This window comes from Microbacterium gallinarum (assembly GCF_014837165.1).
GTDB classification, from domain to species: Bacteria; Actinomycetota; Actinomycetes; order Actinomycetales; family Microbacteriaceae; genus Microbacterium; species Microbacterium gallinarum.
In genome coordinates, this window is record NZ_JACSPM010000001.1 from 1,035,391 (window position 1) to 1,059,264 (window position 23,874).

23 protein-coding genes are annotated in these 23,874 nt (G+C 69.8%); 7 read left to right on the forward strand and 16 right to left on the reverse strand.

Annotated elements, in window-relative coordinates:
* The first annotated feature begins 2 nt into the window (after positions 1–2).
* Both cls and H9622_RS04775 read left to right on the forward strand, forming a co-directional pair.
* A complete protein-coding gene (gene cls, locus H9622_RS04770) occupies positions 3–1,481 on the forward strand; it encodes a cardiolipin synthase (RefSeq protein ID WP_191764738.1) in 1,479 nt (492 codons plus the stop codon).
* A gap of 13 nt (positions 1,482–1,494) precedes the next feature.
* Positions 1,495–2,385 (forward strand): formylglycine-generating enzyme family protein, encoded by an 891-nt coding sequence (locus H9622_RS04775; protein ID WP_191765624.1) that lies wholly within the window; start codon positions 1,495–1,497, stop codon positions 2,383–2,385.
* A gap of 3 nt (positions 2,386–2,388) precedes the next feature.
* On the opposite strand, the gene H9622_RS04780 is transcribed toward H9622_RS04775, so the two are convergent.
* Positions 2,389–3,519 carry an AI-2E family transporter gene (locus tag H9622_RS04780; protein WP_191764740.1) on the reverse strand — a complete coding sequence of 377 codons (1,131 nt, stop codon included), beginning with the start codon at positions 3,517–3,519 and terminating at the stop codon, positions 2,389–2,391.
* A gap of 35 nt (positions 3,520–3,554) precedes the next feature.
* A complete protein-coding gene (locus H9622_RS04785) occupies positions 3,555–6,083 on the reverse strand; it encodes a LuxR C-terminal-related transcriptional regulator (RefSeq protein WP_191764742.1) in 2,529 nt (842 codons plus the stop codon).
* Between the two features lie 220 nt (positions 6,084–6,303).
* Here H9622_RS04785 and H9622_RS04790 point away from each other — a divergent pair, with 220 nt between their 5' ends.
* Genes H9622_RS04790 through H9622_RS04805 form a run of 4 tightly spaced genes read left to right on the forward strand, consistent with a single transcriptional unit; the run spans position 6,304 to position 7,807 of the window.
* Entirely contained in the window at positions 6,304–6,564 is a 261-nt protein-coding gene (locus H9622_RS04790; RefSeq protein ID WP_191764744.1) for a hypothetical protein, read from the forward strand.
* A gap of 53 nt (positions 6,565–6,617) precedes the next feature.
* Positions 6,618–7,004, forward strand: coding sequence for an SHOCT domain-containing protein (locus H9622_RS04795; protein ID WP_191764746.1), 387 nt, complete (start codon positions 6,618–6,620; stop codon positions 7,002–7,004).
* 24 nt (positions 7,005–7,028) lie between these two features.
* Entirely contained in the window at positions 7,029–7,448 is a 420-nt protein-coding gene (locus H9622_RS04800; RefSeq protein ID WP_191764748.1) for a DUF6325 family protein, read from the forward strand.
* A gap of 11 nt (positions 7,449–7,459) precedes the next feature.
* Positions 7,460–7,807, forward strand: coding sequence for an SHOCT domain-containing protein (locus tag H9622_RS04805; RefSeq protein WP_225221547.1), 348 nt, complete (start codon positions 7,460–7,462; stop codon positions 7,805–7,807).
* 100 nt (positions 7,808–7,907) lie between these two features.
* Here the strand turns inward: H9622_RS04805 and H9622_RS04810 are convergent, their stop codons facing one another.
* The 3 genes from H9622_RS04810 to H9622_RS04820 are packed head-to-tail and all read right to left on the reverse strand — an operon-like array spanning position 7,908 to position 10,855.
* Positions 7,908–8,627: a potassium channel family protein gene (locus tag H9622_RS04810; RefSeq protein ID WP_191764750.1), complete on the reverse strand. Its 720-nt coding sequence runs from the start codon at positions 8,625–8,627 to the stop codon at positions 7,908–7,910.
* Between the two features lie 48 nt (positions 8,628–8,675).
* On the reverse strand, positions 8,676–9,752 hold the full coding sequence (locus H9622_RS04815) for a DUF998 domain-containing protein (protein ID WP_191764752.1): 1,077 nt from the start codon (positions 9,750–9,752) through the stop codon (positions 8,676–8,678).
* Positions 9,749–10,855 (reverse strand): AI-2E family transporter, encoded by a 1,107-nt coding sequence (locus H9622_RS04820; RefSeq protein ID WP_318247030.1) that lies wholly within the window; start codon positions 10,853–10,855, stop codon positions 9,749–9,751. The genes H9622_RS04815 and H9622_RS04820 overlap by 4 nt, the downstream gene beginning before the upstream one ends.
* A gap of 92 nt (positions 10,856–10,947) precedes the next feature.
* Here H9622_RS04820 and H9622_RS04825 point away from each other — a divergent pair, with 92 nt between their 5' ends.
* Positions 10,948–12,348 carry a DUF2252 domain-containing protein gene (locus tag H9622_RS04825; protein WP_191764756.1) on the forward strand — a complete coding sequence of 467 codons (1,401 nt, stop codon included), beginning with the start codon at positions 10,948–10,950 and terminating at the stop codon, positions 12,346–12,348.
* 16 nt (positions 12,349–12,364) lie between these two features.
* On the opposite strand, the gene H9622_RS04830 is transcribed toward H9622_RS04825, so the two are convergent.
* The 11 genes from H9622_RS04830 to dnaK all read right to left on the reverse strand — a co-directional run bounded on the left by H9622_RS04830 (position 12,365) and on the right by dnaK (position 23,870).
* Entirely contained in the window at positions 12,365–14,002 is a 1,638-nt protein-coding gene (locus H9622_RS04830) for a fucose isomerase (RefSeq protein WP_191764758.1), read from the reverse strand.
* Positions 13,999–14,946 (reverse strand): ribokinase, encoded by a 948-nt coding sequence (locus H9622_RS04835; protein WP_191764760.1) that lies wholly within the window; start codon positions 14,944–14,946, stop codon positions 13,999–14,001. The genes H9622_RS04830 and H9622_RS04835 overlap by 4 nt, the downstream gene beginning before the upstream one ends.
* Positions 14,947–14,974: 28 nt before the next feature.
* Positions 14,975–15,847 (reverse strand): dihydrodipicolinate synthase family protein, encoded by an 873-nt coding sequence (locus tag H9622_RS04840; RefSeq protein WP_191764762.1) that lies wholly within the window; start codon positions 15,845–15,847, stop codon positions 14,975–14,977.
* Entirely contained in the window at positions 15,844–17,496 is a 1,653-nt protein-coding gene (locus tag H9622_RS04845) for a tripartite tricarboxylate transporter permease (protein WP_191764763.1), read from the reverse strand. Before H9622_RS04845 ends, H9622_RS04840 begins: the two co-directional genes overlap by 4 nt.
* On the reverse strand, positions 17,493–18,023 hold the full coding sequence (locus H9622_RS04850) for a tripartite tricarboxylate transporter TctB family protein (RefSeq protein ID WP_191764765.1): 531 nt from the start codon (positions 18,021–18,023) through the stop codon (positions 17,493–17,495). The genes H9622_RS04845 and H9622_RS04850 overlap by 4 nt, the downstream gene beginning before the upstream one ends.
* A gap of 52 nt (positions 18,024–18,075) precedes the next feature.
* Positions 18,076–19,044 carry a tripartite tricarboxylate transporter substrate binding protein gene (locus H9622_RS04855; protein ID WP_191764767.1) on the reverse strand — a complete coding sequence of 323 codons (969 nt, stop codon included), beginning with the start codon at positions 19,042–19,044 and terminating at the stop codon, positions 18,076–18,078.
* Between the two features lie 86 nt (positions 19,045–19,130).
* Positions 19,131–19,799, reverse strand: a complete 669-nt coding sequence (locus H9622_RS04860; protein WP_191764769.1) for a GntR family transcriptional regulator — start codon at positions 19,797–19,799, stop codon at positions 19,131–19,133.
* Between the two features lie 87 nt (positions 19,800–19,886).
* Entirely contained in the window at positions 19,887–20,375 is a 489-nt protein-coding gene (locus H9622_RS04865) for a heat shock protein transcriptional repressor HspR (protein ID WP_191764772.1), read from the reverse strand.
* A 29-nt stretch (positions 20,376–20,404) separates the two neighbouring features.
* Positions 20,405–21,400, reverse strand: a complete 996-nt coding sequence (locus tag H9622_RS04870; protein WP_191764774.1) for a DnaJ C-terminal domain-containing protein — start codon at positions 21,398–21,400, stop codon at positions 20,405–20,407.
* A 14-nt stretch (positions 21,401–21,414) separates the two neighbouring features.
* Complete coding sequence (locus H9622_RS04875; RefSeq protein ID WP_191764776.1) at positions 21,415–21,999, reverse strand: nucleotide exchange factor GrpE; 585 nt, start codon at positions 21,997–21,999, stop codon at positions 21,415–21,417.
* A 2-nt stretch (positions 22,000–22,001) separates the two neighbouring features.
* A complete protein-coding gene (dnaK, locus tag H9622_RS04880) occupies positions 22,002–23,870 on the reverse strand; it encodes a molecular chaperone DnaK (protein ID WP_191764778.1) in 1,869 nt (622 codons plus the stop codon).
* Positions 23,871–23,874: the final 4 nt, after the last annotated feature.

A 23,874-nucleotide genomic window follows, 5' to 3' on the forward strand; every position in this document is an offset into this window, starting at 1 on the left:
GCGTGGCCGCCAGCATCCTCGACCAGTCCGCCCTGTGGCCGATCATCCTGCTGGTGGTGTTCGCGATCGACATCGTCGCGCTCTTCGTCATCCCCCGGGGCCGCAAGCCGACGGCGGCGATGGCGTGGCTGCTGCTGATCTTCCTCCTCCCGTTCGTCGGCATCCTGCTCTTCCTGCTGATCGGCAGCGTCCGCCTGCCGAAGTCCCGCCGCGACGAGCAGGCGCGCATCGACGGTCTGATCCGCGGGGCCGTCGATGCGCAGGGGCTGCGCACCGACGAGCCCGACTGGCCCCGCTGGTTCCAGCGGGTCGTGCAGCAGAACGAGCTGCTCACCGCACTGCCGGCGACCGACGGGAACGAGGCATCCCTCTTCCCCGACTACCAGGGATCGATCGACGCCATGGCGGCCGAGATCGACACGGCGCACGCATTCGTGCACGTCGAGTTCTTCATCGTGGCGTGGGATGACACGACGCGCGGCTTCTTCGCCGCCATGGAGCGGGCCGTCGCGCGCGGCGTCACGGTGCGGCTGCTCGCCGACTACGTCGCCACCCGCCGGCTCGGCAACTGCACGGCGACCCTCGCCGAGCTCGACCGCATCGGCGTGGAGTGGGCGTGGATGCTGCCGGTCATGCCGCTGAAGGGCAAGTATCAGCGCCCCGACCTGCGCAACCACCGCAAGATCGTGGTCGTCGACGGGCGCGCGGCCTTCATGGGGTCGCAGAACCTCATCGACCGCACCTACGACTCGCCCAAGAACATCAAGCGCGGCCTGAAGTGGCAGGAGCTCATGACGCGCCTCACCGGCCCGGTCGTCACGGCGGTCAACGCGGTGTTCCTGTCGGACTGGCTGATCGAGACCGGCCAGGATCTCTCGACGATCGAGCACGTGCCGGCCACGGAGGTCGCGCGCTCGACCGCTCCCGACGCGCTGCTGTGCCAGGTGGTGCCGAGCGGCCCCGGCTACGACACCGAGAACAACCTGCGTCTGTTCCTCTCGCTCATCTACGGCGCGACCGAGAAGGTCATCCTGACGAGTCCGTACTTCGTGCCCGACGAGGCGATGGTCTACGCGATCACCACCGCCTGCCAGCGCGGGCTCGAAGTGCAGCTGTTCGTCTCCGAGATCGGCGACCAGGGGCTGGTGTACCACGCGCAGCGCTCCTATTACTCGGCGCTGCTCGAGGCGGGCGTGAAGATCTTCCTCTACCCCGCGCCGTTCATCCTCCACTCGAAGCACTTCTCGATCGACGACGACATCGCGGTCATCGGGTCGAGCAACATGGACATCCGCTCGTTCAGCCTCAACATGGAGGTCTCGCTGCTCGTGCGCGGCGCCTCGTTCGTGGCCGAGATGCGCGAGGTCGAGCAGGCGTACCGCGATGCCGGACGCGAGCTCACGCTGCGGGAGTGGCGCGACCAGCCCGGCAAGGCGACCTTCCTCGACGGCCTCGCGCGGCTCACCTCGGCGCTGAACTGACCGCATGGGCGACATGGTCCTGATCGAGGGCGGCACGTTCCTCATGGGTTCGGACGAGTTCTACCCCGACGAGCGGCCCGTGCACGAGCGAGCCGTCGAGAGCTTCCACATCGACCGTCACGCCGTCACCAACGAGGAGTTCGCGGCGTTCGTCGACGACACCGGCTACGTGACGGTCGCCGAACGCGAGCTCGATCCGGCGGACTTCCCGGGGGCGAACCCCGCCGACCTCGTGCCGGGGTCGATGGTCTTCACCCCCACCGCGCGCCCGGTCGACCTCGAGGATTGGCGCAATTGGTGGCGCTGGCAGCCGGGCGCCCACTGGCGACGGCCGTTCGGCGCCCGTTCGTCGATCGACGAGCGGATGCGGCATCCGGTCGTCCATGTCGCGTTCGAGGACGCCACCGCCTACGCCGCGTGGGCGGGCAAGCGGCTGCCCACAGAGGCGGAGCACGAGTACGCGGCGCGGGGCGGACTCTCCGGAGCGCGCTTCGCGTGGGGCGACGACATGCAGCCGGGCGGGCGGGTGTTGGCCAACTCGTGGCTCGGGCGGTTCCCGTACCGGAATGAAGGGGTGGGGGATGCCGCGCCCGTCGGCTCGTATCCGCCCAACGGCTACGGGCTGTACGACATGACGGGCAACACGTGGGAGTGGACCAGCGACTACTGGACGCCGCGGCACCTGCGGCTGTCGGATCGGCCCGTCGACCCCGGGCGCCGGCAGAACCTGCTCGCCACGGCGAGCGCACAGGAGGGGTTCTCCACCCCGCGCCGCGTGCTCAAGGGCGGCTCGCACCTGTGCTCGCCCGAGTACTGCCTGCGGTTCCGACCGGCTGCGCGGTCGGCGCAGGCCGAAGACACCGGCATGTCGCACATCGGCTTCCGCTGTGCGCGCGACGCGTGACACCTAGACCTTGAGGTCCTGCTTCGGCACCACGACCTCGCGGATGATCAGCAGGATCGACGCCATGACCGGCAGCGCGACGAGCACGCCGATCACACCCATCAGCGCGCCGCCGATCAGCGCGCCGATGAGCACGAGGGCCGCCGGGATCGAGACGGCCCGGTTCATGACCCTGGGGCTCACGACGTACGACTCGAGCTGGATGTAGATCAGGTAGGCGATCGCGAAGATCAGCGCCTGCAGCGGACTCGTGAACAGAGCGACACCCGTGCCGATCACGAGGAAGATCACCGAGCCGAAGAGCGGGATGAGCGTCACGACGAAGGCCACGACGGCCATGAGCGCCGGGAACGGCAACCGGATCACCACGTGCAGCACGAAGACGACGCCGGCGTTGAGGGCGGCGAGGATCACCGATCCGATGAGGGCGCTGCCGACCGAGTCGGTGATCCGCTCGGTGAGGCTCTCGAGCCGCGGCCGGCTGTGCGCCGGCGCGAGATCGTAGAACGCCCTCTTGATCGACGAGAGGGAGGAGAGGAAGTAGAGCGTGAGGGCGACGACGATGAACGACGCGGTGATGCCGCTGATGAAGGCGACACCCACGGCGAGCACACCGCCTCCGAGCGCCGCGATCGTCGACGGACTCGCGATCCACTCGCCGAGCTGCTCGAGGCCCGCGACGAGCGCGACCTGCGTGTCGGCGTTCAGCGCCGCGAACCACTCGGTCTCGGGAACGCCTGCGATCGACTCGGGGATCGCCTCGACGAACTCCGCGATCTGGGCGATGACGGGGGGCAGCACCCAGATCAGGAACCCGAGGAACAGCAGGGTGAAGCCCCCGAACACGATGGCGATCGCGCCGCCCCGCTTCACGCGACGGCGCTCGAGGCGCCGCACGATGGGATCGAGACCGACCGCCAGGAACATCGCGAGGACGATGTAGACGAGGATCGTCGAGATCGAGCCGAGCGCGCTGCCGAGCAGGAGCGCACCCAGCACGCCGAGCGTGGTGATGAAGCCGAGGGCGAGGGGCCGGTCGAGCGCCGCCAGCACGCCCAGGAAGCGCCGAGGCCGGTCTGGAAGCGGCAGGCCCTCCGCCTCGGCGACCGGACCCGGGCCCTCGGCGTCATCCATGCGGCCATGATGGCCGCGCGCGATCGGGTTCTACGTCACCCGACGCGGGCGATCTCTCGGGCGTCCAGGAGGCCGAGCTCGACCGCGTGCTCGATGGCCGCATCCCTCCCCGAGACCCCCAGCTTGCGATAGATGTGACCGAGGTGCGTCTTGACCGTGTTCGTCGACACGTAGCAGCGGGCCGCGATGTCGGCGATCGTGAGGCGGCTCGGCAGGAATGCGAGCAGCTCGAGCTCGCGCGGTGTCAGCTCCTCGAGCAGCCTGCGGTTCGGGCGACCCCCTGCGGTGCGGGCGCGGGCGATGACGAAGCGTGCGAACTCGGTGCGCCCGCCGGTGAGCTCCTCGACGAGGTCGACGACCGCGGGTCCGGCACGCAGGAACGGATACGCGAGCCATTCCGGTGCGGCGAGCGCGAGCGCCTTCTCGAACTGCTCGCGAGCCTGCCCGCGTCGCCCTTCCAGCGCGTACGTCCAGCCGGCGACGATGGCCAGCTCGACGGACGCCAGCGGCGCCTCCGGATCGGGCTCGAAGGCGAGTCGGCGTATCCGGGCGTTCGCAGCGGCCGCCTGCCCGTCGGCGAGCAGGGCCGCGATCTCCTCGAAGTGCACCGAGGACCAGCTGGAGGAGAGGGCCAGGGCCGGCGCAGCCTGAGTCGACGTCTTTCCGTGAACGCGAACCCGCCGCAGGGCGATGGTCACGAGCCACTGGCGCACGATGGCCGGCGGGGGGCCCGGGGGCTCGACGGTCGCGAGCTGGTAGTCGTCGGGGTCGATGAGCAGCCGGATGGCGTGGCCGACCCACATCAGCTGGGTGCGCTGGTTCGCAGCCGAGCGGACGATGCCCTCAGTCAGGGCGAGCGCTCCGACATCAGGCTCGCCGCGCTGCACCGCCACGATCGCCCGGGCGAGGTACGCGTCGGCCGGTGCGGGATGCGACAGGAGTCCCGCGCTCCGGGCGGTCTCGAGCGCTTCGTCGGAGTGGGCGGTGGCGGCCCCCAACCTGCCGTCGATCGCCTCGACCAGGGCGAGACTGCCCAGCAGGTGCACGCGGTACGGCGTGTACGCGAACCCCGGCAGTGCGATCGCCGCCGCGAGATGCCGCCGTGCGCCGACGAGATCGCCGAGAAAGATGTGGGCGCGGCCCAGCGAACCACGCGCCAGGAACGCGAGGAACGGTTTCGAGGTGAGTCCGAGCAGATCGGGCACCTCGGCGTCGGGATGCGCCTCGAGGAGGGCGAGCGCGTCGACAGCCGCCCGCACGAACGGCTCGGGATGCGGGTGGAACTGCACGCTCGCGGCCAGGTAGGCGAGCGCGACCTGCCGCTGGCCGATCGAGAGTTCGGCGCCGGCGAGCAGAGCCTGCATCGCGTCGACCGCCACAAGGCCCCGGCCGCTCATCCCCTCGGCGATCGCCCGGAGCAGTTCGGCGTCGATGTGGGCGGCACGCACCTCGGCGGGCACGCGTTCGAGCCACCGGGCCACCGTGGCGGTGCGGGACTGCTCGAAGACCTCGCGTCCGCTCAGGAGCACGCGCTCGATGGCGCGCTCCCACTTCCTCGCGCGCAGGAGGTAGTCGACGGCGATCTCGACGTCGCCCGCATCGAGGTGCCAGTCCGCGGCGATCTCGAGCAGGCTCGTCTCGGCGCGCGGATCGTCGGCACGCAGGCGGTACAGCAGCAGATCGCGGAAGAGCCGGTGGAACCGGAACCAGCCGGGACGCTCGGGAACGGCGACGATGAACATCGAGTCGCGCTCGAGCTCCGCCAGGAACGCCGCGCCGTGGACGTCCGCGATCGCCTCGACGAGCCCGGCGCACACTTCGTCGACCACCGCCAGATGCTTGAGGGCCGAGCGGCGCGAGGGCTCGAGGGCGTCGAGCACCTCCTCGCTGAGATAGTCCACGACCAGCCGGTCGGTGCCGGCGAGCTCGTCGACGACGCGATCGGGATCGTCGGCGAAGCGCAGGCTCAGCGCTGTGAGCTGCACGCCGACCGCCCATCCTTCGGTGCGCGCCGTCACCGCTGCGACGGCGTGCCCGCTCACCGGCTTGCCCGCGATGTGCTCGATGACCCGCGCGGTGGTGGAGTCGTCGAAGGCGAGCTCACGCTGCCGGATCTCGACGAGCCCGTGCTCGAGGCGGTGACGGCTCCAGCCGAGCTGCAGGTCGACGCGCGACGCGAAGACGGCGTGCACGTTCGGCGGCAGCAGGTCGATGAGGCGCCAGAGGTCGGTGAGGATGGAGCTCCCCGCGATGCGGTCGAGGTCGTCGAAGACGAGGACCAAGCGACCATCGAGCTCGCCGAGGCTGCCCGCGAGGTCGTCGAGGAACGCGTCGCCGAGGCGCCCCTCCGATGCTTCGAGCGGTGCGCCGGGCGCGTGCAGAGTCGGGACGACAGACCCGATCCCCTCGACGAGGCGCGCGGCGAAGGCGCCGGGCGAGTCGTCGGCGACCGTGATGTCGAACCACGCCACCGCGATGTCGGAATGGGAGTGCGCCCACTGCGACAGCAGGACGGTCTTGCCCGCGCCCGCGGGCGCGACGACCAGCGACAACGGCGATTCCATGCCGGCATCCAGCTGCCTTCGCAGCGCCGGCCGATCGACGGCGTGCGACGGGATACGACGTGATCCAGACAACCCCTGAGCCTCCCTGGCGAGGTGGGCGTGAGCTCGGGGGAATCATCCCACAGGGGTGACGTGTGCGCGAGAGACCCGCGGTGACAATGTCGGCAGCGTTCACCGGGACGACACCCGCAGAAGCGCGATCCCCTCCGAGAGGTCCGTGATGACGCCCCAGGTCGTGTGCATCCTGCTCCGAGGACGCCTCGGCCCCGCGCTCGTGGCGGCACTCGACGGCTTCGACGTCCGCACGACCGACGACGGCTGCACCCGGGTCGTGGGCCGCGTGCCCGACCAGGCGAAGCTCATCGGCCTGCTCGACATGTTCGACGAACTCCACATCGAAGTCGTATCGGTCAACCCCGTGCCCGACGCCGTCGACGATTCACCCGCTCAGGGTGACGTCGCGCCCGGTCCGCCCTCGTAGTTTCGCAACTGCGGCGGGTGAATCGATCCGCCCTTGACGATTGGCTGGAAACAATGGATCTCTGGAGTTGGGTCGCCTGGTTCTTCTGGGTCTTCGTGTTCGTCGCGTACCTGATGGTGCTGTTCTCGATCCTCGGCGACCTGTTCCGCGATCACACCCTCAGCGGGTGGTGGAAGGCCGTCTGGATCATCTTCCTGATCTTCGTGCCGTTCCTGACCGCGCTGGTCTACCTGATCGCCCGGGGCACGGGCATGCAGAAGCGCGCGATGGACCAGGCCACCGAGATGCGCAAGCAGCAGGATGAGTACATCCGGGCCACCGCAGGCAGCGGCGGAGGCAGTGCCACCGACGACATCGCCAAGGCCAAGTCGCTGCTCGACTCCGGCGCGATCTCGCAGGCCGAGTTCGACGCGCTCAAGGCGAAGGCACTCGCGGGCTGAGGCTCGGCAGAGGAGGATGACGTCATGACGACCTTCGATTACGGCCCGATCGAGTTCTACGCGATCGGATTCGACGGCGACAAGCCCGGTCCCGGCATCCTGCAGGCGGTCGACGACCTCGTCGCCACCGGCACGATCAACGTCCTCGACCTCGTCTTCGCGACGCGGTCGCCCGAGGGCGAGCTCACCGTGATGGAGCTGTCCGACACGACGGACGACGGCGGAGTGCCGGCCCTCGACCTCGCCGGGCTGGCGGGGATGGAAGACATCGAGGCGCTCGCCGAACAGGTTCCGCCCGGGACCTCCGCGGCGATCCTCGTCGTCGAACTGCTGTGGGCCAAGGCGTTCGCGGCGGCGCTCTACGACGCCGGCGGCGCCGTCATCGCCCGCGAGGGCATCCCGGCGCCGGTCGTCAATGCGTTCCTCGCCGAGAACGCCGACTGAAGGAGGCAGACATGATGCGCAGAGTGGGCCGTCCCGGCCTCATCGGAATGGCGGCACGTACCGCGGTCGTCGCGGGCACCGCGACCGCCGTCTCGGGGAGCGTGGCGCGGCACCAGCAGAACAAGGCGAACGAGCAGTACGAGCAGCAGGCGTACGAGGCCCAGCAGCAGCAGGCGGCGATGGACGCCGCTGCCGCGCAGGCCGTCGCCAACGCTCAGGCGGCAGCGCCGCCCGCCGCGGCGCCGGCCGCAGGCGGCGACGACATGATGGCGAAGCTCACGCAGCTCGCCACCCTGCACTCGCAGGGCATCCTGTCGGACGAGGAGTTCGCGGCCGCCAAGGCCAAGCTCCTGTCCTGACAGCGCCGATCGAACGCCGGGGGCCGCATCCGCGAGGGTGCGGCCTTCGGCGTTTCGGTGACGCCGGGTCAGCGCTCTTCAGCGTTTCGGTGACGCCGGCTCAGCGCCCTTCGGCATCCCCCTCCGCGGCGGGCCTGCTCAGCGCCTCCACCTTGGCGAGCAGCTGACGCATCTGGCCGCGGGTCGCGGGCTCCGCGTCGTCGTGGTCGCGGGCGGCGCGCTCGAAGATCCACGAGGCGAGCGTGGCGGTGATGATGCCTGAGAGCGCGATGCCGCTGAACATCACGCCGGTCCCGACGGCGCGCCCCATCCACGTGACCGGGAAGAAATCGCCGTAGCCGGTCGTCGTGATCGTCACACACGACCACCAGACCGCGACGGGGAAGCTGGTGATGTTGGCGTCGGGCGACGACCGCTCGGCTTCGAGCACGGCGAGCGACGCGATGTAGATCAGCAGGACACCCGCACCGGCGCCGTAGACCATGATCTGCGTGCGCAGGCGGCTGCCCGCCGATGGGCGCATGCCGGGCACGTGGGTGAGGACGCGCAACAGCAGCACCAGGCGGAACACGGGGATGAGGGTGATCGCGAGGGTGCCCAGGTGCGTGCGGAACCAGACCCGGCGGTCCTTCGCGAGCGACAGCCTCACCACGTAGTCGACGATGAACAGCGCCCACGTCGCGACGATCACCGTCGTCACCAGGACGTGGGCGACTCCTTCGAGGCCGCCGATGACGCGCCACGAGTACGCGATCAGGTAGACGAGGGATGCGAGTACGAGCGGCACTTGTGTGCGGCGATGCCAGGTCTTCTCGTCCACACGCGCATCATCCCGCAGTACACGCGACTCCCCGCGGGGGCGCGCGGGTCAGGAGGCCGAGCGGGCGTCCTGCTCGAGCGCGGCGGCGTTGCGGATGAACAGCACGATCCAGGTGAACACGAGGATGCCCGCGACGAGCTCCACGGCGGTCAGCGTGTAGTAGCCGACGAGGAAGAACACGGCGAGCACGAGCGTGACCGCGAGGAACAGCCAGCCGATGAGGATGAAGGGGCGCGGCATCCCGGTGATCCACCTCGGAAGTCCGATGACGAGCACGCCGTACGCGACGACCATGCCCGACGCGACGGCGGTGTGGATGCCGAAGAACACGTTGACGGGGAAGACGCCGACGAGCGCGAGGAAGACGCCCACGACGATCAGGCATACGCGCACGCGGCCGATGCCCACCGGATTGGCCGTAGGGATGCCGCGCGTCGCGTAGCGCGCGAGGGTCGTCACGAGGAAGCCGGCGACGATGAGCGTGAGGTTGAACGCGAGCGCCGACACGTTCGTGGTCATGCCGAGCGCGCTCAGGTTGTCCTTCCACCAGTTCGGGTCGCTCGCGGTCAGCATGCTCGCGAGCACGCCCAGTGCCAGGAAGACGGCGAGCACTGCGGCCAGCAGCTGCAGGTCCATATGAGTCGCCGAGAAGAACGCCAGGTACGCCGTCATCGCGGCCGCCGCGCCGGCGAGGATCAGCACCGGCAGGGCGAACACCTCGGCACCGATGAACGCGCGCTCGAGCGTCACGGCGAGGATCGTCCAGCCCAGCAGCGCGATCACGGCGTGCGCGATCGCGAGGGCGACGATGTCGAGCACGTCGAGCACGCGGACGCGCCCGTTCGGCCCACGGTCATGGAGCAGCCAGCGTCCGGCGATCACCGCGACGAACGCGACCACCGCGGATGCGACGGCGGCGAACTGGCCGATCGAGTCCGGACCGGAGATCGGCGCCGGCTGGAGGCCGAAGGCGACCGCGGCGATGACCGCCGCGACGACGAAGGCGACCGCGGCGATGCCGATCGCGAGGGATTCAAGCGACCTCTCGCTGGTGCTGTCGAGGATCCGGGATGCCGCGTTCCCGCGCCGTGTCGCGGGTTCGTGGTCGATGGTGCTCTCGGTCATGGCCGCCTCCGTGGCTGGGTCGACGAGGGATCGGGATCGGGCGGTGGCACGGCTGAGCGATCGCCCGAGAGCCAGCGCAGCCAGTGCGACTGCGGGTCGCCCTCGAGCACGAGCGTGCGGACGAACAGCGTGAGCGGGATGGAGAGGATCGCCCCGAGCGGGCCGATGACGAAGGTCCAGAAGATGACCGAGAAGAAGCTCAGAGTGAGGCTCAGATCGACGGCGTCGCTGACGAACTTGGGCTGCACCAGCACCTGCAGCACGACGTTCACGACGCAGTAGATCGCGATGACGGCGAGCAGCATGGGCCAGCCGCCCACGACGAACGCGAGCACGGCCGGCGGGATCAGGCCGAGAACGAAGCCGATGTTGGGGATGAAGTTGGTGACGAACGCGAGAATCGCCCATACGAGCGGCGCGGGCACGCCGAGCCACAGCAGCGCGAAGCCGTCGATGATGGCGACGATCGCACCGAAGGTGGCGTTGACCACGTAGTAGCGGCGCACCCCCGTGTTGAGCCGCTGGATGCGCGCGAGTGTCGGCGCCTTCGCGCGCCCGAAGACCCGGCCCGCATCCCGATAGCGCGCGGCGTCGGCAGCCATGAAGATGATGTACGCGACGACGAAGAAGAGCGCGGTCGCGACGCCGAGCACCGCCCCGCCGAGGCTCGACGCCAGGCCGACGAGCGTCTCGGGATCGAGCACGGCGGCCGCGGCATCCGCTGCCTGATCATCGAGGCCGACCGACCGCAGCCAGCCGAGGAAGCTCTGCACGCTGTCCTGCAGTTCGTCGGAGAACTCACCGACGAGGCGCGCGAACTGCGTGCCGGCCAGCCACAGCAGCGCGCCCATCACGGCGAGCACCAGATACGCCACCAGGATGACGGCGGTGGTGCCCGTCCAGTGCGGCCAGCCGCGGCGCTCCAGCGGCCGGCGTACCGGCTCGCAGATCACCACCAGGACGATCGCCAGCGCGAGGGGCCCGACGAGCTCGCGCGCGAAGTACACGCCCGTGAGCACGATGACCGCGGCCGCGAGACCGAGCACGGTCCGCGTGCTCGACGACAGCAGCGGCGGCGGCGGTTCTGCTGCGGCGCGGGTCACGCGGCCAGGGTACCGACGGCGGGGCTCGACGCCGCGCATTTCATCCCCGAAGTCACCCCCCGCGCGGCGACGGACGGTGCCACACTGACGACATGTCAATGACGGACTCGCGGCCCCTGGCCGAGACCTGGTCCCCGCCGCCCACCCTGGAGGACCACCTGACCGAGGGCCGCACGGTGCGCGAGGCGCATCCGCGCGAGAGCCTGGCTGTGCTGCCGGAAGGCGAGCGCGATCCGATAGGGATCCTCGATCAGCAGGATTCGACCCGTGTGCCCGAGCTCGTGCCCATCCGCACGCAGCGCATGAGCGAGAGCGCCTTCGCGTTCTATCGGGGAACAGCGGCCCTGATGGCCGCCGACCTCGCACGGTCGCCCAGCAGCGGCATCGAGGTCGGGTCGTGCGGTGACGCGCACGTGTCGAACTTCGGCTTGTTCGCATCGCCGCAGCGCACGCTCGTGTTCGACCTCAACGACTTCGACGAGTCGGCCTGGGCCCCGTGGGAGTGGGACGTCAAACGCCTCGTGACGAGCATCGTGATCGCCGGGCAGTCCACCTCGCGCGATGAGGAGGTGGTGCGGGATGCCGCGCTCGGCGCCGTGCGCACGTACGCGCGCGCCCTCGGCAGCGGCGCCAAGCGCAGTCCGCTCAAGCGCTACTACGACCACTTCGACGCGGACGCGGCCTCGGACTCGCTCGACCCGGAGTCGGCGGAGGCTCTGCACAAGGCTGTGAAGGACGCCGAGAAGCGCACGTCCGCCCGCGCGGTGCGCAAGCTCACGTCGCTCGACGACGCCGGTCGGCTCGTGTTCGGCGAGACGCCGCCGACGATGACGCACGTGGACCCGCGGATCGAGCTGCGGATCAACGAGTTCGTGGCGCAGTACCAGCGGTCGGCCAACGTCGACATCCGCGTGCTGCTGCAGAAGTACCACGTCACCGACATCGCCCGCCGCGTGGTGGGCGTCGGCAGTGTCGGCACGCGCTGCTACCTGATCTCCTTGTCGGACGGCGACGGCAATGCGCTGATCCTGCAGGGCAAGGAGGCGGGACAGAGCGTGCTCGTTGAATTCGGCAAGGTGGCGCAGCCGGAGTCCGTCGCCCGCTACATCGAGGAGAACGGCGAGGGCGGGCGCGTCGTGGCGATGCAGCGGATCCTGCAGGCGGTGTCGGATCCGTTCCTCGGCCACCTCACCGGCCCGTCGATCGACGGACCCGAGCGCTCGTTCTACGTGCGGCAGTTCCACGACAAGAAGGGCGGCTTCGACGTCGACACGCTCGAGGACGCCGCCTTCGGCTGGTACGCGGATGCCTGCGCCTCGACGCTCGCGCGCGCACACGGCCAGTCCCCCAACGCGGCGGTCGTCGCCGGGTACGCGGGCGGTGGCCGCGTGGTCGGCGAGGCGATCCTGGAATGGTCGTACGCCTACGCCGACCTGTCCCGTGCGGACTGGGAGCTCTTCCGCCGTCACCGCGGGGTGGGCGAGGCGGGCTGACAGGCGGGGCGCGCGCTCAGAGGCCTTCGACGCGGCCGACGAGGTTCACCCTGATGCCGATGCGGTCGAACATCGCCGCTTTGGCGATGAGCGCCTTGTCGGCGGTCTCGGCATCGGGCGCGTAGACCACCTGCGCGTGGTTGGCCTTGTGCCGTGCCATGAACTGGTCGCGCGAGACGTCGTGCAGCACGACGTGGGCGATCGGCCACTCGGGGTTCGTGGCGTCCTTGCGCCGCTGCGTCTCCTCGACGGGCAGCTCGACGACCGACCCGCGGAACACATCGGCCTGCAGGATGCCGTCGGCGATGAACACACGCGAGATCACGACCTCGCCCGGCCGGGAGATGCCGTTGATCGTCGCGCCGCCGGCAGGGAAGAACACCGGGCCCTGACGCCAGCCTTCGGCCTTGTCCCACCCGCCGAGGTGCGATGCCGGGACCGAGCCCGAGATCTCGTAGACCCAGACGAACTCCCCGTCGTACTCCTCGCCCCACCGCACGTCGTGCAGGGTGTTGTCGGGCACGAGGCCCATCGCCCGCCAGACCCGGTCGGTGATGAGCGCATCCACCGCGACGCCCTCGTCGGCCTCGTTGAAGTGCGGGAACGCACGGCCCGCGAACAGCTCGCGCGAGCCGTCGCGCGAAAGCACCGGCGGACGCTCGGTCGAGTTCAGCACGCCTTCGGCGAGGTCGGAGGCGGGCACCAGGTCCTTGAGGCCCTGCTGGTACTGGATGCCGACGGCGTCGAGGCCGAAGTCGTCGGCGATCCGCAGCGCGGCGATGTACATCTTCATCTGCCAGCGCACCTGCGCCTCGGTCAGCTCGGTCTCCTCGTCGGTGCCGAAGCGGAACGTCATGCCGCGGTCGATCAGCCAGTCGCGGGCTGCGTCGGCCTCGGCATCCGTCACCGTCAGCATCTCGGCGTACAGCGCAGACTGCGACAGGCGCTCCTTGTAGATGCCCGTCGCATTGAGCAGCTCGTCGTCGAAGATCGCGTTGTACATGCCCATGCAGCCCTCGTCGAACACGCCGATGATGGCCTTGTCTGCGAGCAGCTCATCGCCGAGAGCGCGTCCGAGCTCGACCTCGGCCGTGGCCGGCAGCTCGCCGAGCGGCCGCACGTGCGAGGCGTCGTGGGTGATGGTGCCCGTCTCGGTCCACTCCTCGAGCCCGGCCTTGAACCAGTCGTCGGTGAAGTCGACCGACCAGATCGTCGAGTAGGCCTTGCCCATCTTCGTGAGACCGGCGTTGAGGCCGAGCAGCCCGACAAGACCGGGCCAGTCGCCGGCGAAGTTCGCGACGGTGAGGATCGGCCCCTCGTGGGTGCGCAGTCCGGCGAGGACGTGGTGCGAGTACTGCCACACCGCCTCGGCAACGATGAGGGGCGCGTCCGTGGGGATCGTCTTGAAGACCTCGAGCCCCATCCGCTGGCTCGAGATGAATCCGTGTCCGGTAGCGGGGTCGACATCGTTGGCGCGCACGACCGTCCAGCCCAGATCGCCGAGCGCCGCTGTCACGTCCGCCTCCATCTGCGCCTGCGTGGGCCAACCCGCCGTGTTCGCCGACTCGCGCAGATCGCCGCTCGCGATGAGGTACGCGGTCTTCGGGGGGACGGCCGCGCGTGCGCGGGCTGCCGGGAGGGTGTAGGTGCTCATGCGTTCTCCTGTGGTGCGGGATGGTCGGTCGGAGTGGAGGTGGTCGCGTCGCTGCGGCCTGCCAGCCGGGCGGCGATCTCATCGGCGGTCGGCATCGCCTCGGCGGCGCCCCGCCGCGAGACCGCGATCGCGGCGGCGGCCGCTGCGGCCTCGAGGGCTCGATCCAGCGCGTCGCCGGCAGCCAGACCCGCGACGAGGACGCCCGTGAAGGTGTCCCCCGCCCCGGTGGTGTCGACGACGTCGGTCGCGACCGCCGCGACGGTGGTGACGACGGCGCCGTCGCGGGCGACGATCGCGCCGTGCCGGCCGCGCGTCAGGACGACGGTTCCGGCGAGTCGGCTCAGTGCGACCGCGGCAGACTCGGCATCGGCTTCGCCCGAGAGCAGCATCGCCTCGCCCTCGTTCGGGACGAGCACGTCGGCGAGGCGCAGGATGTCGTCGAGACCCTCGTGGGCGGGTGCGGGGGTCACGACGGTCGTCACGCCGTGCGCGCGGGCGTGAGCGAGTGCTTCGAGCAGCAGCGACTCGGGCCGCTCGAGCTGCACGACGAGATGGGATGCCGCGGCGATGGTCTCGCGGTCGGCATCGTCCAGCACGCTCCGCGCGTTCGCTCCGGCCACGACCACGATCGCGTTCTCGCCGTCGTCGGTCACGGTGATCTGGGCGATGCCGGTCGGCTCGTCCACGATGCGGACTCTCCCGACGTCGATTCCCTCGGCGGACAGCCACGAGCGCAGGCGCACCCCGAAATCGTCGGCACCGACCGCGCCGATGAAGGCGACCGTCGCACCGGCGCGCGCTGCGGCGACGGCCTGATTCAGGCCCTTGCCGCCGGGCCCGGCGTGGAACGACGATCCGAAGATCGTCTCGCCCGGTTCGACGCGTCGCTCCTGCCGCACGACGAGATCCATGTTCGCGCTTCCCAGCACCGCGATCCCCGACATCCGCCTCACCTTCCGCGCATCCGCCGAGTCAGGAGCCGTAGGCCGCGAGCACCCGCTCGATCTCCGCGATCGCCGACGCGTCCGGCTCGACGAGCGCCATCCGGCAGACGCCGTCGGCGATGCCCATGCTGCGATAGGCGGCCTTCATGCGCGCCATGTCTCCGCCGATGACCGAGACGACGTCGTCGACGGCGGTCTGGGCCTGCTCGATCGCGGCGGGATCGCCGCTGTCCGCGGCCTGCGCGAGAGCGCGGAAGGGGCCGGGGAGCACCGACGACACCCCCGAGACCACGCCCTGCGCACCGGCCTCGCCGGCGGCCACGAGCTCGCGGTCGGCTCCCGTGTACAGCACGAAGCCGTCGGGCACGGCGGCGCGGTAGGCAGCGAGCTCGTCGAGCGACAGCTCGCTGACCTTGGCCCCGATCACGTTGGGAAGAGTGGCGAGGCGGGTGAGAAGCTCCGGGCTGACCTCGACACCGCTGCGCTTGGGATAGACGTAGACGAACAGCGTGCCGTCGCCGATGGCTTCGGACACCTCGGAGAAGTAGTCGAATACGGCGTCCTCGGTGACCGCGAGGTAGTACGGCGTGAGCGCCGCGAATTCCGTCGCCCCCAGCTGCTTGGCGATGCGCACGCGGCGCACCGCCTCGAAGGCGCTCGGCTGGCCGACGTGCACGATGACGCGCATCGCGCCGCCGAGCTCGTCGAGAGCGGCCGCGACGAGCGTCTCGAACTCGGCGTCGTCGATCGCCGGGAACTCCCCGGTTGTGCCGAGGACGAATGCGCCCTCGTTGCCCGACTGGGCGACGTACCGGAAGATCGACCGGCTGCCCTCGGCGTCGAGGGTCCCGTCGGGGTGGAAGCTCGTCGGGATGGCGGTCACGATGTCTCGGCGGGTCACTTCTGATTCTCCTTGGGATTCACCGGACGCGTCGGAGCGACGTCCAGCTCGTCGGGCGTGCGGACCACGCCCGTGACGGGGTCGGGCAGGGCGTCGATGGCGGTGTGCTTGGCCTCGATGTCGGCGACGGTGTCGTCGTCGAGGATCGACTCGGCGAACGAGCCCCGCTTGTCGCGCGGCCGGCGGGCGTTGCGCACCGCGGGCACGGCGATCGACAGCACGGCCAGCACGAGCAGGATGATCGCGATCGGGCTCACGACCTCGAAGAACGGGCGGGTCGGGAGGATCGCGAGCGTGCGCGCCAGATTCTCCTCGGCGAGCGGGCCGAGCAGGAGGCCGAGCACGACCGGGCCGGCCGGCACCGACATCCGCTTCAGCAGCAGGCCGATCACGCCGAACACGAGCATCGTGACCACGGTCGAGAGACTGTTCGACGTCGCGAACGTGCCGATGATGCAGAACACCAGGATGCCGCTCCACAGGTACGGCTGGGGGACGTCGAGGAGCTTCACCATGCCGCGCATGCGCACCAGGCTGAGGCCGAGCGACAGGAGCGTCGCGATGAGCATGATGCCCGTGATCGAGACGACGAGGCCGGGGCGATCGGCGAACAGACTCGGGCCGGGCGTGATGCCCCAGATGATCATCGAGCCGATCATGACGGCCATCACGGAGTCGCCCGGGATGCCGAGGGCCATGGTGGTCGTGAGGGATCCGCCGAGGGTGGCGCTCGACGCGGTGTCCGAGGCGGTGATGCCCTCGATCGACCCCTTGCCGAACTGCTCGGGCTGCTTGGACACCTTGCGCGCGCGCTCCCAGCCGATGAGGCCGGCGATGTCGCCGCCCGCCGCGGGGATGAGTCCGACGCCGAGGCCGACGCCGCCCGACACCGCGAGCGCACGCCGCGTCTGACGCAGTTCGGCGCGGGTCGGCCACCAGCGGCCGAGGCTCGAGATCGGACGGGTCTTGGCGCGGTGGTAGGTGAGCAGCTGGTCGAACAGCTCGGCGATGCCGAAGAGTCCGATGATGACGGCGATGAAGTTGAAGCCCTCGAAGAGCTCGAGGATGCCGAACGTATAGCGCTGATCGGCGGTGGCCGAGTACGTGCCTACGGTGCCGAGCATCAGTCCGAACAGCCCGGCGAGGATGCCCTTGAGCATCGACTTCGACGAGATGCCGATCATGATCGCGATGCCGAAGACGACCAGCGCGAACAGCTCGGGCGACTTGAAGAAGTTGCGCGCGAACGTGGCGACGGGCACGGCGGCCACGGCGAACAGCACGAGGGAGGCGAGGATGCCGATCGCCGACACGATCGCGGAGATCGTGAGCGCGAGGCCGGCGCGGCCCTGCTTGGCCATCGGATAGCCGTCGAGTGTGGTCGCGATGGATGCCGGCGTGCCCGGGGTGTTCACCAGGATGGACGGCACCCGGTCGCCGAAGTTGGCCGCCACGTAGATGGTCAGGAGGACGGCGAGCCCCTGGACGGGCTCGAGGGTCATCGTGAACCCGGCGGCGAGCGCGACCGCCATCGTCGCGGTGATGCCCGGGAACGCTCCGACGAGGAAGCCGAGGAGCAGGCCCACGAGCATGTAGAGGAGGACGGAGATATCCAGCAGAGAGCTGATGCCGTCGAAGATGGCGTTCATAGGGGAACCCTCAGCAGCACTCCGAAGAGCACATAGATGAATGCGGTCACCGCGAGCGGGTAGAGCACGAGGCCGAGCCAGCGCCGCTGGCCGAAGAGGAGCATCAGCGACGCCATGAAGAGCGCGGTGATGATGGGGAACAGCTCGATGCGGTAGCCGAACGCGACCACCGATGCGACCGTCCAGAGGGCGACGTAGACGCCGGTGAGCGCGCACGTCGCGATGACGCGGACGATGCCGCCGGGCTGAATCGGCTCGATGTCCTCCCGCGAGGGCGCGGGGCGGGCGATCGCGATCACCAGCAGCGCGATCGACACCGCGACACCGCTCACGCCCAGCAGCAGCGGCCAGAAGCGCGCGTCGATCTGGCCGGGGGCGGCTTCCTGTCTCAGCGGGATCTGCGTGCCGAGGTAGAGATAGATCGCGGTGAAGGCGAGTGCCACCGCTGCGAACAGGATCTCGAGGGGACGGGATGCCGCGGCCCCCGCCTGTTCCTCCGCAGCGACAGTGCTGTGCGATGTCGACATGTCGTCCTCCGAAGGTGTGGGGCGGGCTCTCGCCCGCCCCGCACCGGACGGGTCAGCCCAGGAGTTCCTGGAACAGGGTGAACTGGTCCTCGACGAAGGTCGTCCACTCGGCCGAGTCGCGGTACACGACGAGGTTGCCGGCGTCCGCCTGGAACTGCTGGTACGAGTCGCTCGCGACCGCCTCCTCGACGGCGGACTCGAGCACGCTCTTCACGTCGTCCGGCAGGTCCTTGGGAGCGTAGATCCCGCCCCATCCACCGAAGACGACCTCAGCGCCGATGGCCTCCTGCGCGGTGGGGACGTCCGGAACGTCGGGGTGGCGCTCGTCGTGGAGCACCGCGAGGATCCGCACGGCGTCGCCTTGCGCGAGCGCTTCGCCGAGACCCGACACCGCGGCGTCGGTCTCGCCGGACGCAGCGGCCGAGACGGCGGTCGCGCCGCCGTCGTACGGCACCGGGGTGAACGTGCCGCCGGCCTCGGCGGCGAGGCCGAGGGTCGCGGCCTCCCAGATCGAGCCCGCGCCCGAGTTGGCGACGGTGACGCTGCCGGCCTCCGCCTTGGCGACGAGATCCTCGAGGGTCTGCACGTCGCTCGACGCACCGACGGTGACGACGCCCGGAGCGAGCATGATCTGGCCGAGCAGATCGTAGTTCTCGGGGAGCACGTCGGCTCCCTGCGTGGTGTTGAGCATCGCGATCTCGACCGGCGCGAACCCGATGACGTAGCCGTCGGCGGGCTGGGCCGCGACGTACTCCATCGCCAGGGCGCCTGCGGCGCCCGGCATGTTCTCGGGGATGACGCTGACGCCGAGGATGTCCTCGAGCTCCGTGGCGAGGGCGCGCGACGACAGGTCCGATCCGCCGCCCGGGTTCGCCTGGATGATCAGGCGCAGGTCCTTCTCGGGGAACGTCGACTCCGGTGCAGCGGTCTCCTCGACCTTGGTGCAGCCGGAGAGAACGAGAGCGGTCGCTGCGACGGCTGCGGCGGCGACGGCGAGGCGGGTGATGCGCTTGCGGGGCATCCTTGCTCCTCTGGTGCGTGGCCGACCCTGTTGTCGACTCACCTCGACGTTACAGTGTCGACTGTTAACAGTCAACACTTCGTCGCTCAGGCCTCGCGGCGCGCGGCGAGCTCCATGGTCATGCGCTCTTCGGCGCCGGCGAGGTGCTGCGCCAGGACGCTGGACGCCGCGGCGACGTCGCCCGAGCGCATCACTGCGTAGAGGCGATCGTGGTCGGCAGCGGACTCGTGGAGATCCTCGTCGTGGTTGATCGTCACGTCGAGGAGCGAGGTGAAGGTCGGCAGGTACTGGCTCCACGCGCCCTCGAGACGGGGATGATCGGCGAGCGCGTAGATCTGCGCGTGGAAGTCGAGGTCGGCGGCGAGGAAATCGGCGTGGTCGCCACGATCTGCCGCTTCGAGCATGCGTGTCACCGCCTCGCGCGAGGGGCGCCAGCGCGCATCGTCGCTCACGCGCATCGCCCGCTGAAGGGCGAGCTGCTCGAGTGCCGCGCGCAGGCTGTACAGCTGCTCCACGTCGTCGTCGGTGAGCCCGACGATGTAGATCCCGCGGGGCTTGTGCACCTCGACGAGCTTCTCGAAGCTGAGCTGGGTGATCGCGTCGCGAACCGGTCCGCGACTCACCTGGAACTCGTCGGCGAGCGACTCCTCGGTGAGGCGATCGCCGGGCTGCAACTCGCCCCGGACGATGCGCTGGCGGATGATGTCCGCGATCTGCTGACCCAATGACGCGGCGCGCTGGACCGATCGAGTCACTCTCGTCTCCTGTCGACAGTTAACAGAGTACGACGGAGTGGCCGGTCAGATCCAGCACGGATCGCACCGACTCCCGGCTCGGTCGGCTCAGCCTTCAGACGAGCCGGCCGCCGGCGGATCATCTGCGGGATCCTCGGCACGCTCGATCGGCTGGCGCGGACGCCACACGACGAGTTCGGTCGCGCGGCGCACGCGTGTGCCGTGGCGCAGCGTCACGACCGCGCCGGTCGCGCCGGCCGCGAAGACGCGGGCGCCGGGGCGTCGTTCGAGCTCGGTGCGCACGCGCTCCTCGAGGTCGCGGACGCGGCCGTGCAGTTCGCGGACCCGGTCTTCGAGCTCGAGGATGCGCGCGATCGCCGGGAGGCCGATGCCGTCGGCGGACATCCGCGCGACCTCGCGCAGCTGCGCGACGTGGCGGAGCGAATAGCGACGCGAGCCGCCCGACGTGCGCGCGGGCACGACCAGCCCGAGACGGTCGTATTGACGGAGGGTCTGCGGATGCATGCCGGAGAGCTCTGCGGCGACGGCGATCGCGAAGATCGGCGACTCGTCGTCGATGTCGTGCTGCTCACCCATGCCCAGTCACCTCCCTCCGACCTATCCTCCTAGCCGCGCGCCTTCGCCATGAGGTCGGCACGCGGGTTCTCCTTCGGCTCCAGCGCGTGATACCGCTCGAGCGCCTCGCGGGCCGCGTCGTCGAGATGCGACGGCACGGCCACCTGCACCTCGGCGAGCAGGTCGCCGGTGCCCTTGGCGGTCTGCACGCCGCGGCCCTTCACGCGGAGCACGCGCCCCGACGGAGTGCCGGGAGCGACCCGCAGCTTCACGGGCTCGCCGCCCAACGTCGGGACCTCGATGGTCGCGCCGAGGGCGGCCTCGGTGAACGTCACCGGGATCGTCACCCGAAGGTTGAGTCCGTCGCGCGTGAACACCGGATGCGGTCGCACGGCGACCTGCACGACGATGTCGCCGTTGTCGCCGCCGTCCGGCGACGGCCGGCCACGGCCGCGCAGGCGGATCTTCTGGCCGTCGGAGACGCCCGCGGGGATCTTCACCTTGAAGGGACGGCCGTCCTCGCCCTGGAGCGTGATGGTCTCGCCCTTGGTCGCGGTGACGAAGTCGATCGTCGTGCGCGCCGTGACGTCGGCCCCACGGGTCGGACCGCCGTACCCGCGGTAGCCGCCCGTCGACTGACCGAACCGGCCGGTGCCGAAGCCGCCGCCCTGCTGGTTGAACATCGAGAAGATGTCGTCGAAGTCCTCGGCCGACTGGTAGCGACCGCCGCCGCGCCCCTGGTTGAACATCGAGAAGACGTCCTCGAAGCCGCCCGCGCCGCCCTGGCCGCCCGCCGTGAAGCGCGCGCCCGAGCCCATGGCACGGATCTGGTCGTACTCCTTGCGCTGCTCGGCGTCGGAGAGCACCGAGTATGCCTCGCTCACCTCTTTGAACTTCGCCTCGGCCTTGGCATCGCCCTGGTTGGAGTCGGGGTGGTACTTCCGCGCGAGCTTGCGGTAGGTCTTCTTGAGGTCAGCGTCGCTGACGTCCTTGGACACACCGAGGATCGAGTAGAAGTCCTTGTCGAACCAGTCCTGACTGGCCATAGGTGCCCTCCGGACTACTCGGCCGGCACCGCGACGACGACCTTCGCCGGGCGGAGCTCGACGGAACCGAGTCGGTAGCCGATCTCGACGACCTCGAGGATCGTGGGCTCGGTCGTGCCGGGGGTCGGCGCCTGGAAGATGGCCTCGTGCTGCTGCGGGTCGAACGCCTCGCCGGGCGCACCGTAGGTGGCCAGGCCGATCCGCTCGGCCACGCCGCGCAGCTTCTCGGCGATCGCGGCGAAGGGCGAGCCCTCCTCGAGGTCGCCGTGCTTCTCCGCTCGGTCGAGGTCGTCGAGCACGGGCAGGAGACCCTTCGCGACCGCTCCCTTGGCGCGCTCGATCTCGAGCTCTCGCTGGTCCTCCGTGCGGCGCCGGTAGTTGGCGTACTCGGCCTGCAGGCGCTTGAGGTCATTCAGCAGCTGCGATTCGAGGTCGGCGATCACGGCGTCCTCGGCCGCGGCATCCGCATTCTGTGGTGCACCGAGGATGTCATCGATCGTCAGCTCGTCGTCCTGGCCCTCCTGCGGGTCGGACCCGGAAGCCTGTGCTTCCGGGTCCTCGCCGCCGGGGACCTCGTTCTCGAAGTCCTTGTCGGCCATGGTTACTTCTTGTCTTCCTCGTCGTCGATGACCTCGGCGTCGACCACGTCCTCGTCGGACTCGGTCTGGCCGGAGCCGTCAGCGGGCTGCTCGCCCGACGCGTCGGGAGCCGGCTGCGACGCCTGGTTCGAGGCGTAGATCGCCTCGCCCAGCTTGCCCTGGCTCTGGTTCAGCTTGTCGAACGCCGTCTTCACAGCCTCGTCGTCGTCGCCTGCGAGCGCCGTCTTGAGAGCGTCGACGTCGGCCTGGACCTCGGTCTTGACGTCTTCGGGCAGCTTGTCGTCGTTCTCCTTGATGAGCTTCTCGATCGAGTACGAGAGGGTCTCGGCCTGGTTGCGCACCTCGGCGGCCTCGCGGCGCTTCTTGTCTTCAGCGGCGTGCTCCTCGGCCTCGCGCACCATGCGCTCGATGTCGTCCTTGGGCAGCGACGAGCCGCCGGTGATCGTCATCGACTGCTCCTTGCCGGTGCCCTTGTCCTTCGCCGAGACGTGCACGATGCCGTTGGCGTCGATGTCGAAGGTGACCTCGATCTGCGGGATGCCGCGGGGCGCCGGCGCGATGCCGGTGAGCTCGAACGTGCCGAGCGGCTTGTTGTCGCGCGTGAACTCGCGCTCACCCTGGAAGACCTGGATCGCGACCGACGGCTGGTTGTCGTCGGCCGTCGTGAAGGTCTCCGAGCGCTTGGTCGGGATGGCGGTGTTGCGCTCGATGAGCTTGGTCATGATGCCGCCCTTGGTCTCGATGCCGAGGCTCAGGGGGGTGACGTCGATGAGCAGGACGTCCTTGCGCTCGCCCTTGAGGACGCCGGCCTGGAGGGCTGCGCCGACGGCGACGACCTCATCGGGGTTGACGCCCTTGTTGGGCTCCTTGCCGGCCTCGCGCTGCACGAGCTCGCTCACCGCGGGCATACGCGTCGAACCGCCGACGAGCACGACGTGGTCGATGTCGGCGACCTTGATGCCGGCCTCGCGGATGACGTCCTCGAACGGCTTCTTCGTGCGGTCGAGGAGGTCCTTGGTGAGGTCCTCGAACTTGGCGCGGGTGATCGTCTCGGAGAGCGACACCGGGCCCGAGTCGGTCAGCGAGAGGTAAGGGAGGTTGACGCTCGTGCTCGTCGAGGACGAGAGCTCCTTCTTCGCCTGCTCGGCGGCCTCCTTGAGGCGCTGCAGGGCGATCTTGTCGCCCGAGACGTCGACACCCGTCGTGTCCTTGAACTGCTTGATGAAGTAGTCGACGAGGCGCTGGTCCCAGTCGTCACCGCCGAGGCGGTTGTCACCGGCGGTCGCGCGCACCTGGATCGTCGAGAAGTCGTCGTCCTTGCCCACCTCGAGCAGCGAGACGTCGAACGTTCCGCCACCGAGGTCGAAGACGAGGATGAGCTCGTCCTCCTTGCCCTTGTCGAGGCCGTACGCGAGAGCGGCGGCAGTGGGCTCGTTGATGATGCGCAGCACGTTGAGGCCCGCGATCTCGCCGGCCTCCTTCGTGGCCTGGCGCTCGGCGTCGTTGAAGTACGCCGGAACCGTGATGACGGCATCCGTCACCGTGTCGCCCAGGTACTGCTCGGCGTCGCGCTTCAGCTTCTGCAGGATGCGGGCCGAGATCTCCTGCGGCGTCCACTTCTTGCCGTCGACGTCGAAGCCCCAGTCGGTGCCCATGTGACGCTTGACGGACGAGACGGTGCGGTCGACGTTGGTGACGGCCTGGCGCTTCGCGGTCTCGCCGACGAGCACCTCACCGTCCTTCGTGAACGCGACGACCGACGGGGTCGTGCGGAAGCCCTCGGCGTTGGCGATGACCTTCGGCTCGCCACCCTCGAGGACGCTGACGACCGAGTTGGTCGTACCGAGGTCGATTCCGACAGCACGTGCCATGTGT

What these genes read in the sequence shown, in the direction of transcription:
- H9622_RS04775 (WP_191765624.1), top strand. Translation starts at nt 1,495, where the DNA reads ATGGTCCTGATCGAGGGCGGCACGTTCCTCATGGGTTCGGACGAGTTC.
- H9622_RS04780 (WP_191764740.1), bottom strand. Translation starts at nt 3,519, where the DNA reads ATGGATGACGCCGAGGGCCCGGGTCCGGTCGCCGAGGCGGAGGGCCTG.
- H9622_RS04785 (WP_191764742.1), bottom strand. Translation starts at nt 6,083, where the DNA reads ATGGAATCGCCGTTGTCGCTGGTCGTCGCGCCCGCGGGCGCGGGCAAG.
- H9622_RS04790 (WP_191764744.1), top strand. Translation starts at nt 6,304, where the DNA reads ATGACGCCCCAGGTCGTGTGCATCCTGCTCCGAGGACGCCTCGGCCCC.
- H9622_RS04795 (WP_191764746.1), top strand. Translation starts at nt 6,618, where the DNA reads ATGGATCTCTGGAGTTGGGTCGCCTGGTTCTTCTGGGTCTTCGTGTTC.
- H9622_RS04800 (WP_191764748.1), top strand. Translation starts at nt 7,029, where the DNA reads ATGACGACCTTCGATTACGGCCCGATCGAGTTCTACGCGATCGGATTC.
- H9622_RS04805 (WP_225221547.1), top strand. Translation starts at nt 7,460, where the DNA reads ATGATGCGCAGAGTGGGCCGTCCCGGCCTCATCGGAATGGCGGCACGT.
- H9622_RS04815 (WP_191764752.1), bottom strand. Translation starts at nt 9,752, where the DNA reads ATGACCGAGAGCACCATCGACCACGAACCCGCGACACGGCGCGGGAAC.
- H9622_RS04825 (WP_191764756.1), top strand. Translation starts at nt 10,948, where the DNA reads ATGTCAATGACGGACTCGCGGCCCCTGGCCGAGACCTGGTCCCCGCCG.
- H9622_RS04830 (WP_191764758.1), bottom strand. Translation starts at nt 14,002, where the DNA reads ATGAGCACCTACACCCTCCCGGCAGCCCGCGCACGCGCGGCCGTCCCC.
- H9622_RS04835 (WP_191764760.1), bottom strand. Translation starts at nt 14,946, where the DNA reads ATGTCGGGGATCGCGGTGCTGGGAAGCGCGAACATGGATCTCGTCGTG.
- H9622_RS04845 (WP_191764763.1), bottom strand. Translation starts at nt 17,496, where the DNA reads ATGAACGCCATCTTCGACGGCATCAGCTCTCTGCTGGATATCTCCGTC.
- H9622_RS04850 (WP_191764765.1), bottom strand. Translation starts at nt 18,023, where the DNA reads ATGTCGACATCGCACAGCACTGTCGCTGCGGAGGAACAGGCGGGGGCC.
- H9622_RS04855 (WP_191764767.1), bottom strand. Translation starts at nt 19,044, where the DNA reads ATGCCCCGCAAGCGCATCACCCGCCTCGCCGTCGCCGCCGCAGCCGTC.
- H9622_RS04865 (WP_191764772.1), bottom strand. Translation starts at nt 20,375, where the DNA reads ATGGGTGAGCAGCACGACATCGACGACGAGTCGCCGATCTTCGCGATC.
- H9622_RS04870 (WP_191764774.1), bottom strand. Translation starts at nt 21,400, where the DNA reads ATGGCCAGTCAGGACTGGTTCGACAAGGACTTCTACTCGATCCTCGGT.
- H9622_RS04875 (WP_191764776.1), bottom strand. Translation starts at nt 21,999, where the DNA reads ATGGCCGACAAGGACTTCGAGAACGAGGTCCCCGGCGGCGAGGACCCG.
- dnaK (WP_191764778.1), bottom strand. Translation starts at nt 23,870, where the DNA reads ATGGCACGTGCTGTCGGAATCGACCTCGGTACGACCAACTCGGTCGTC.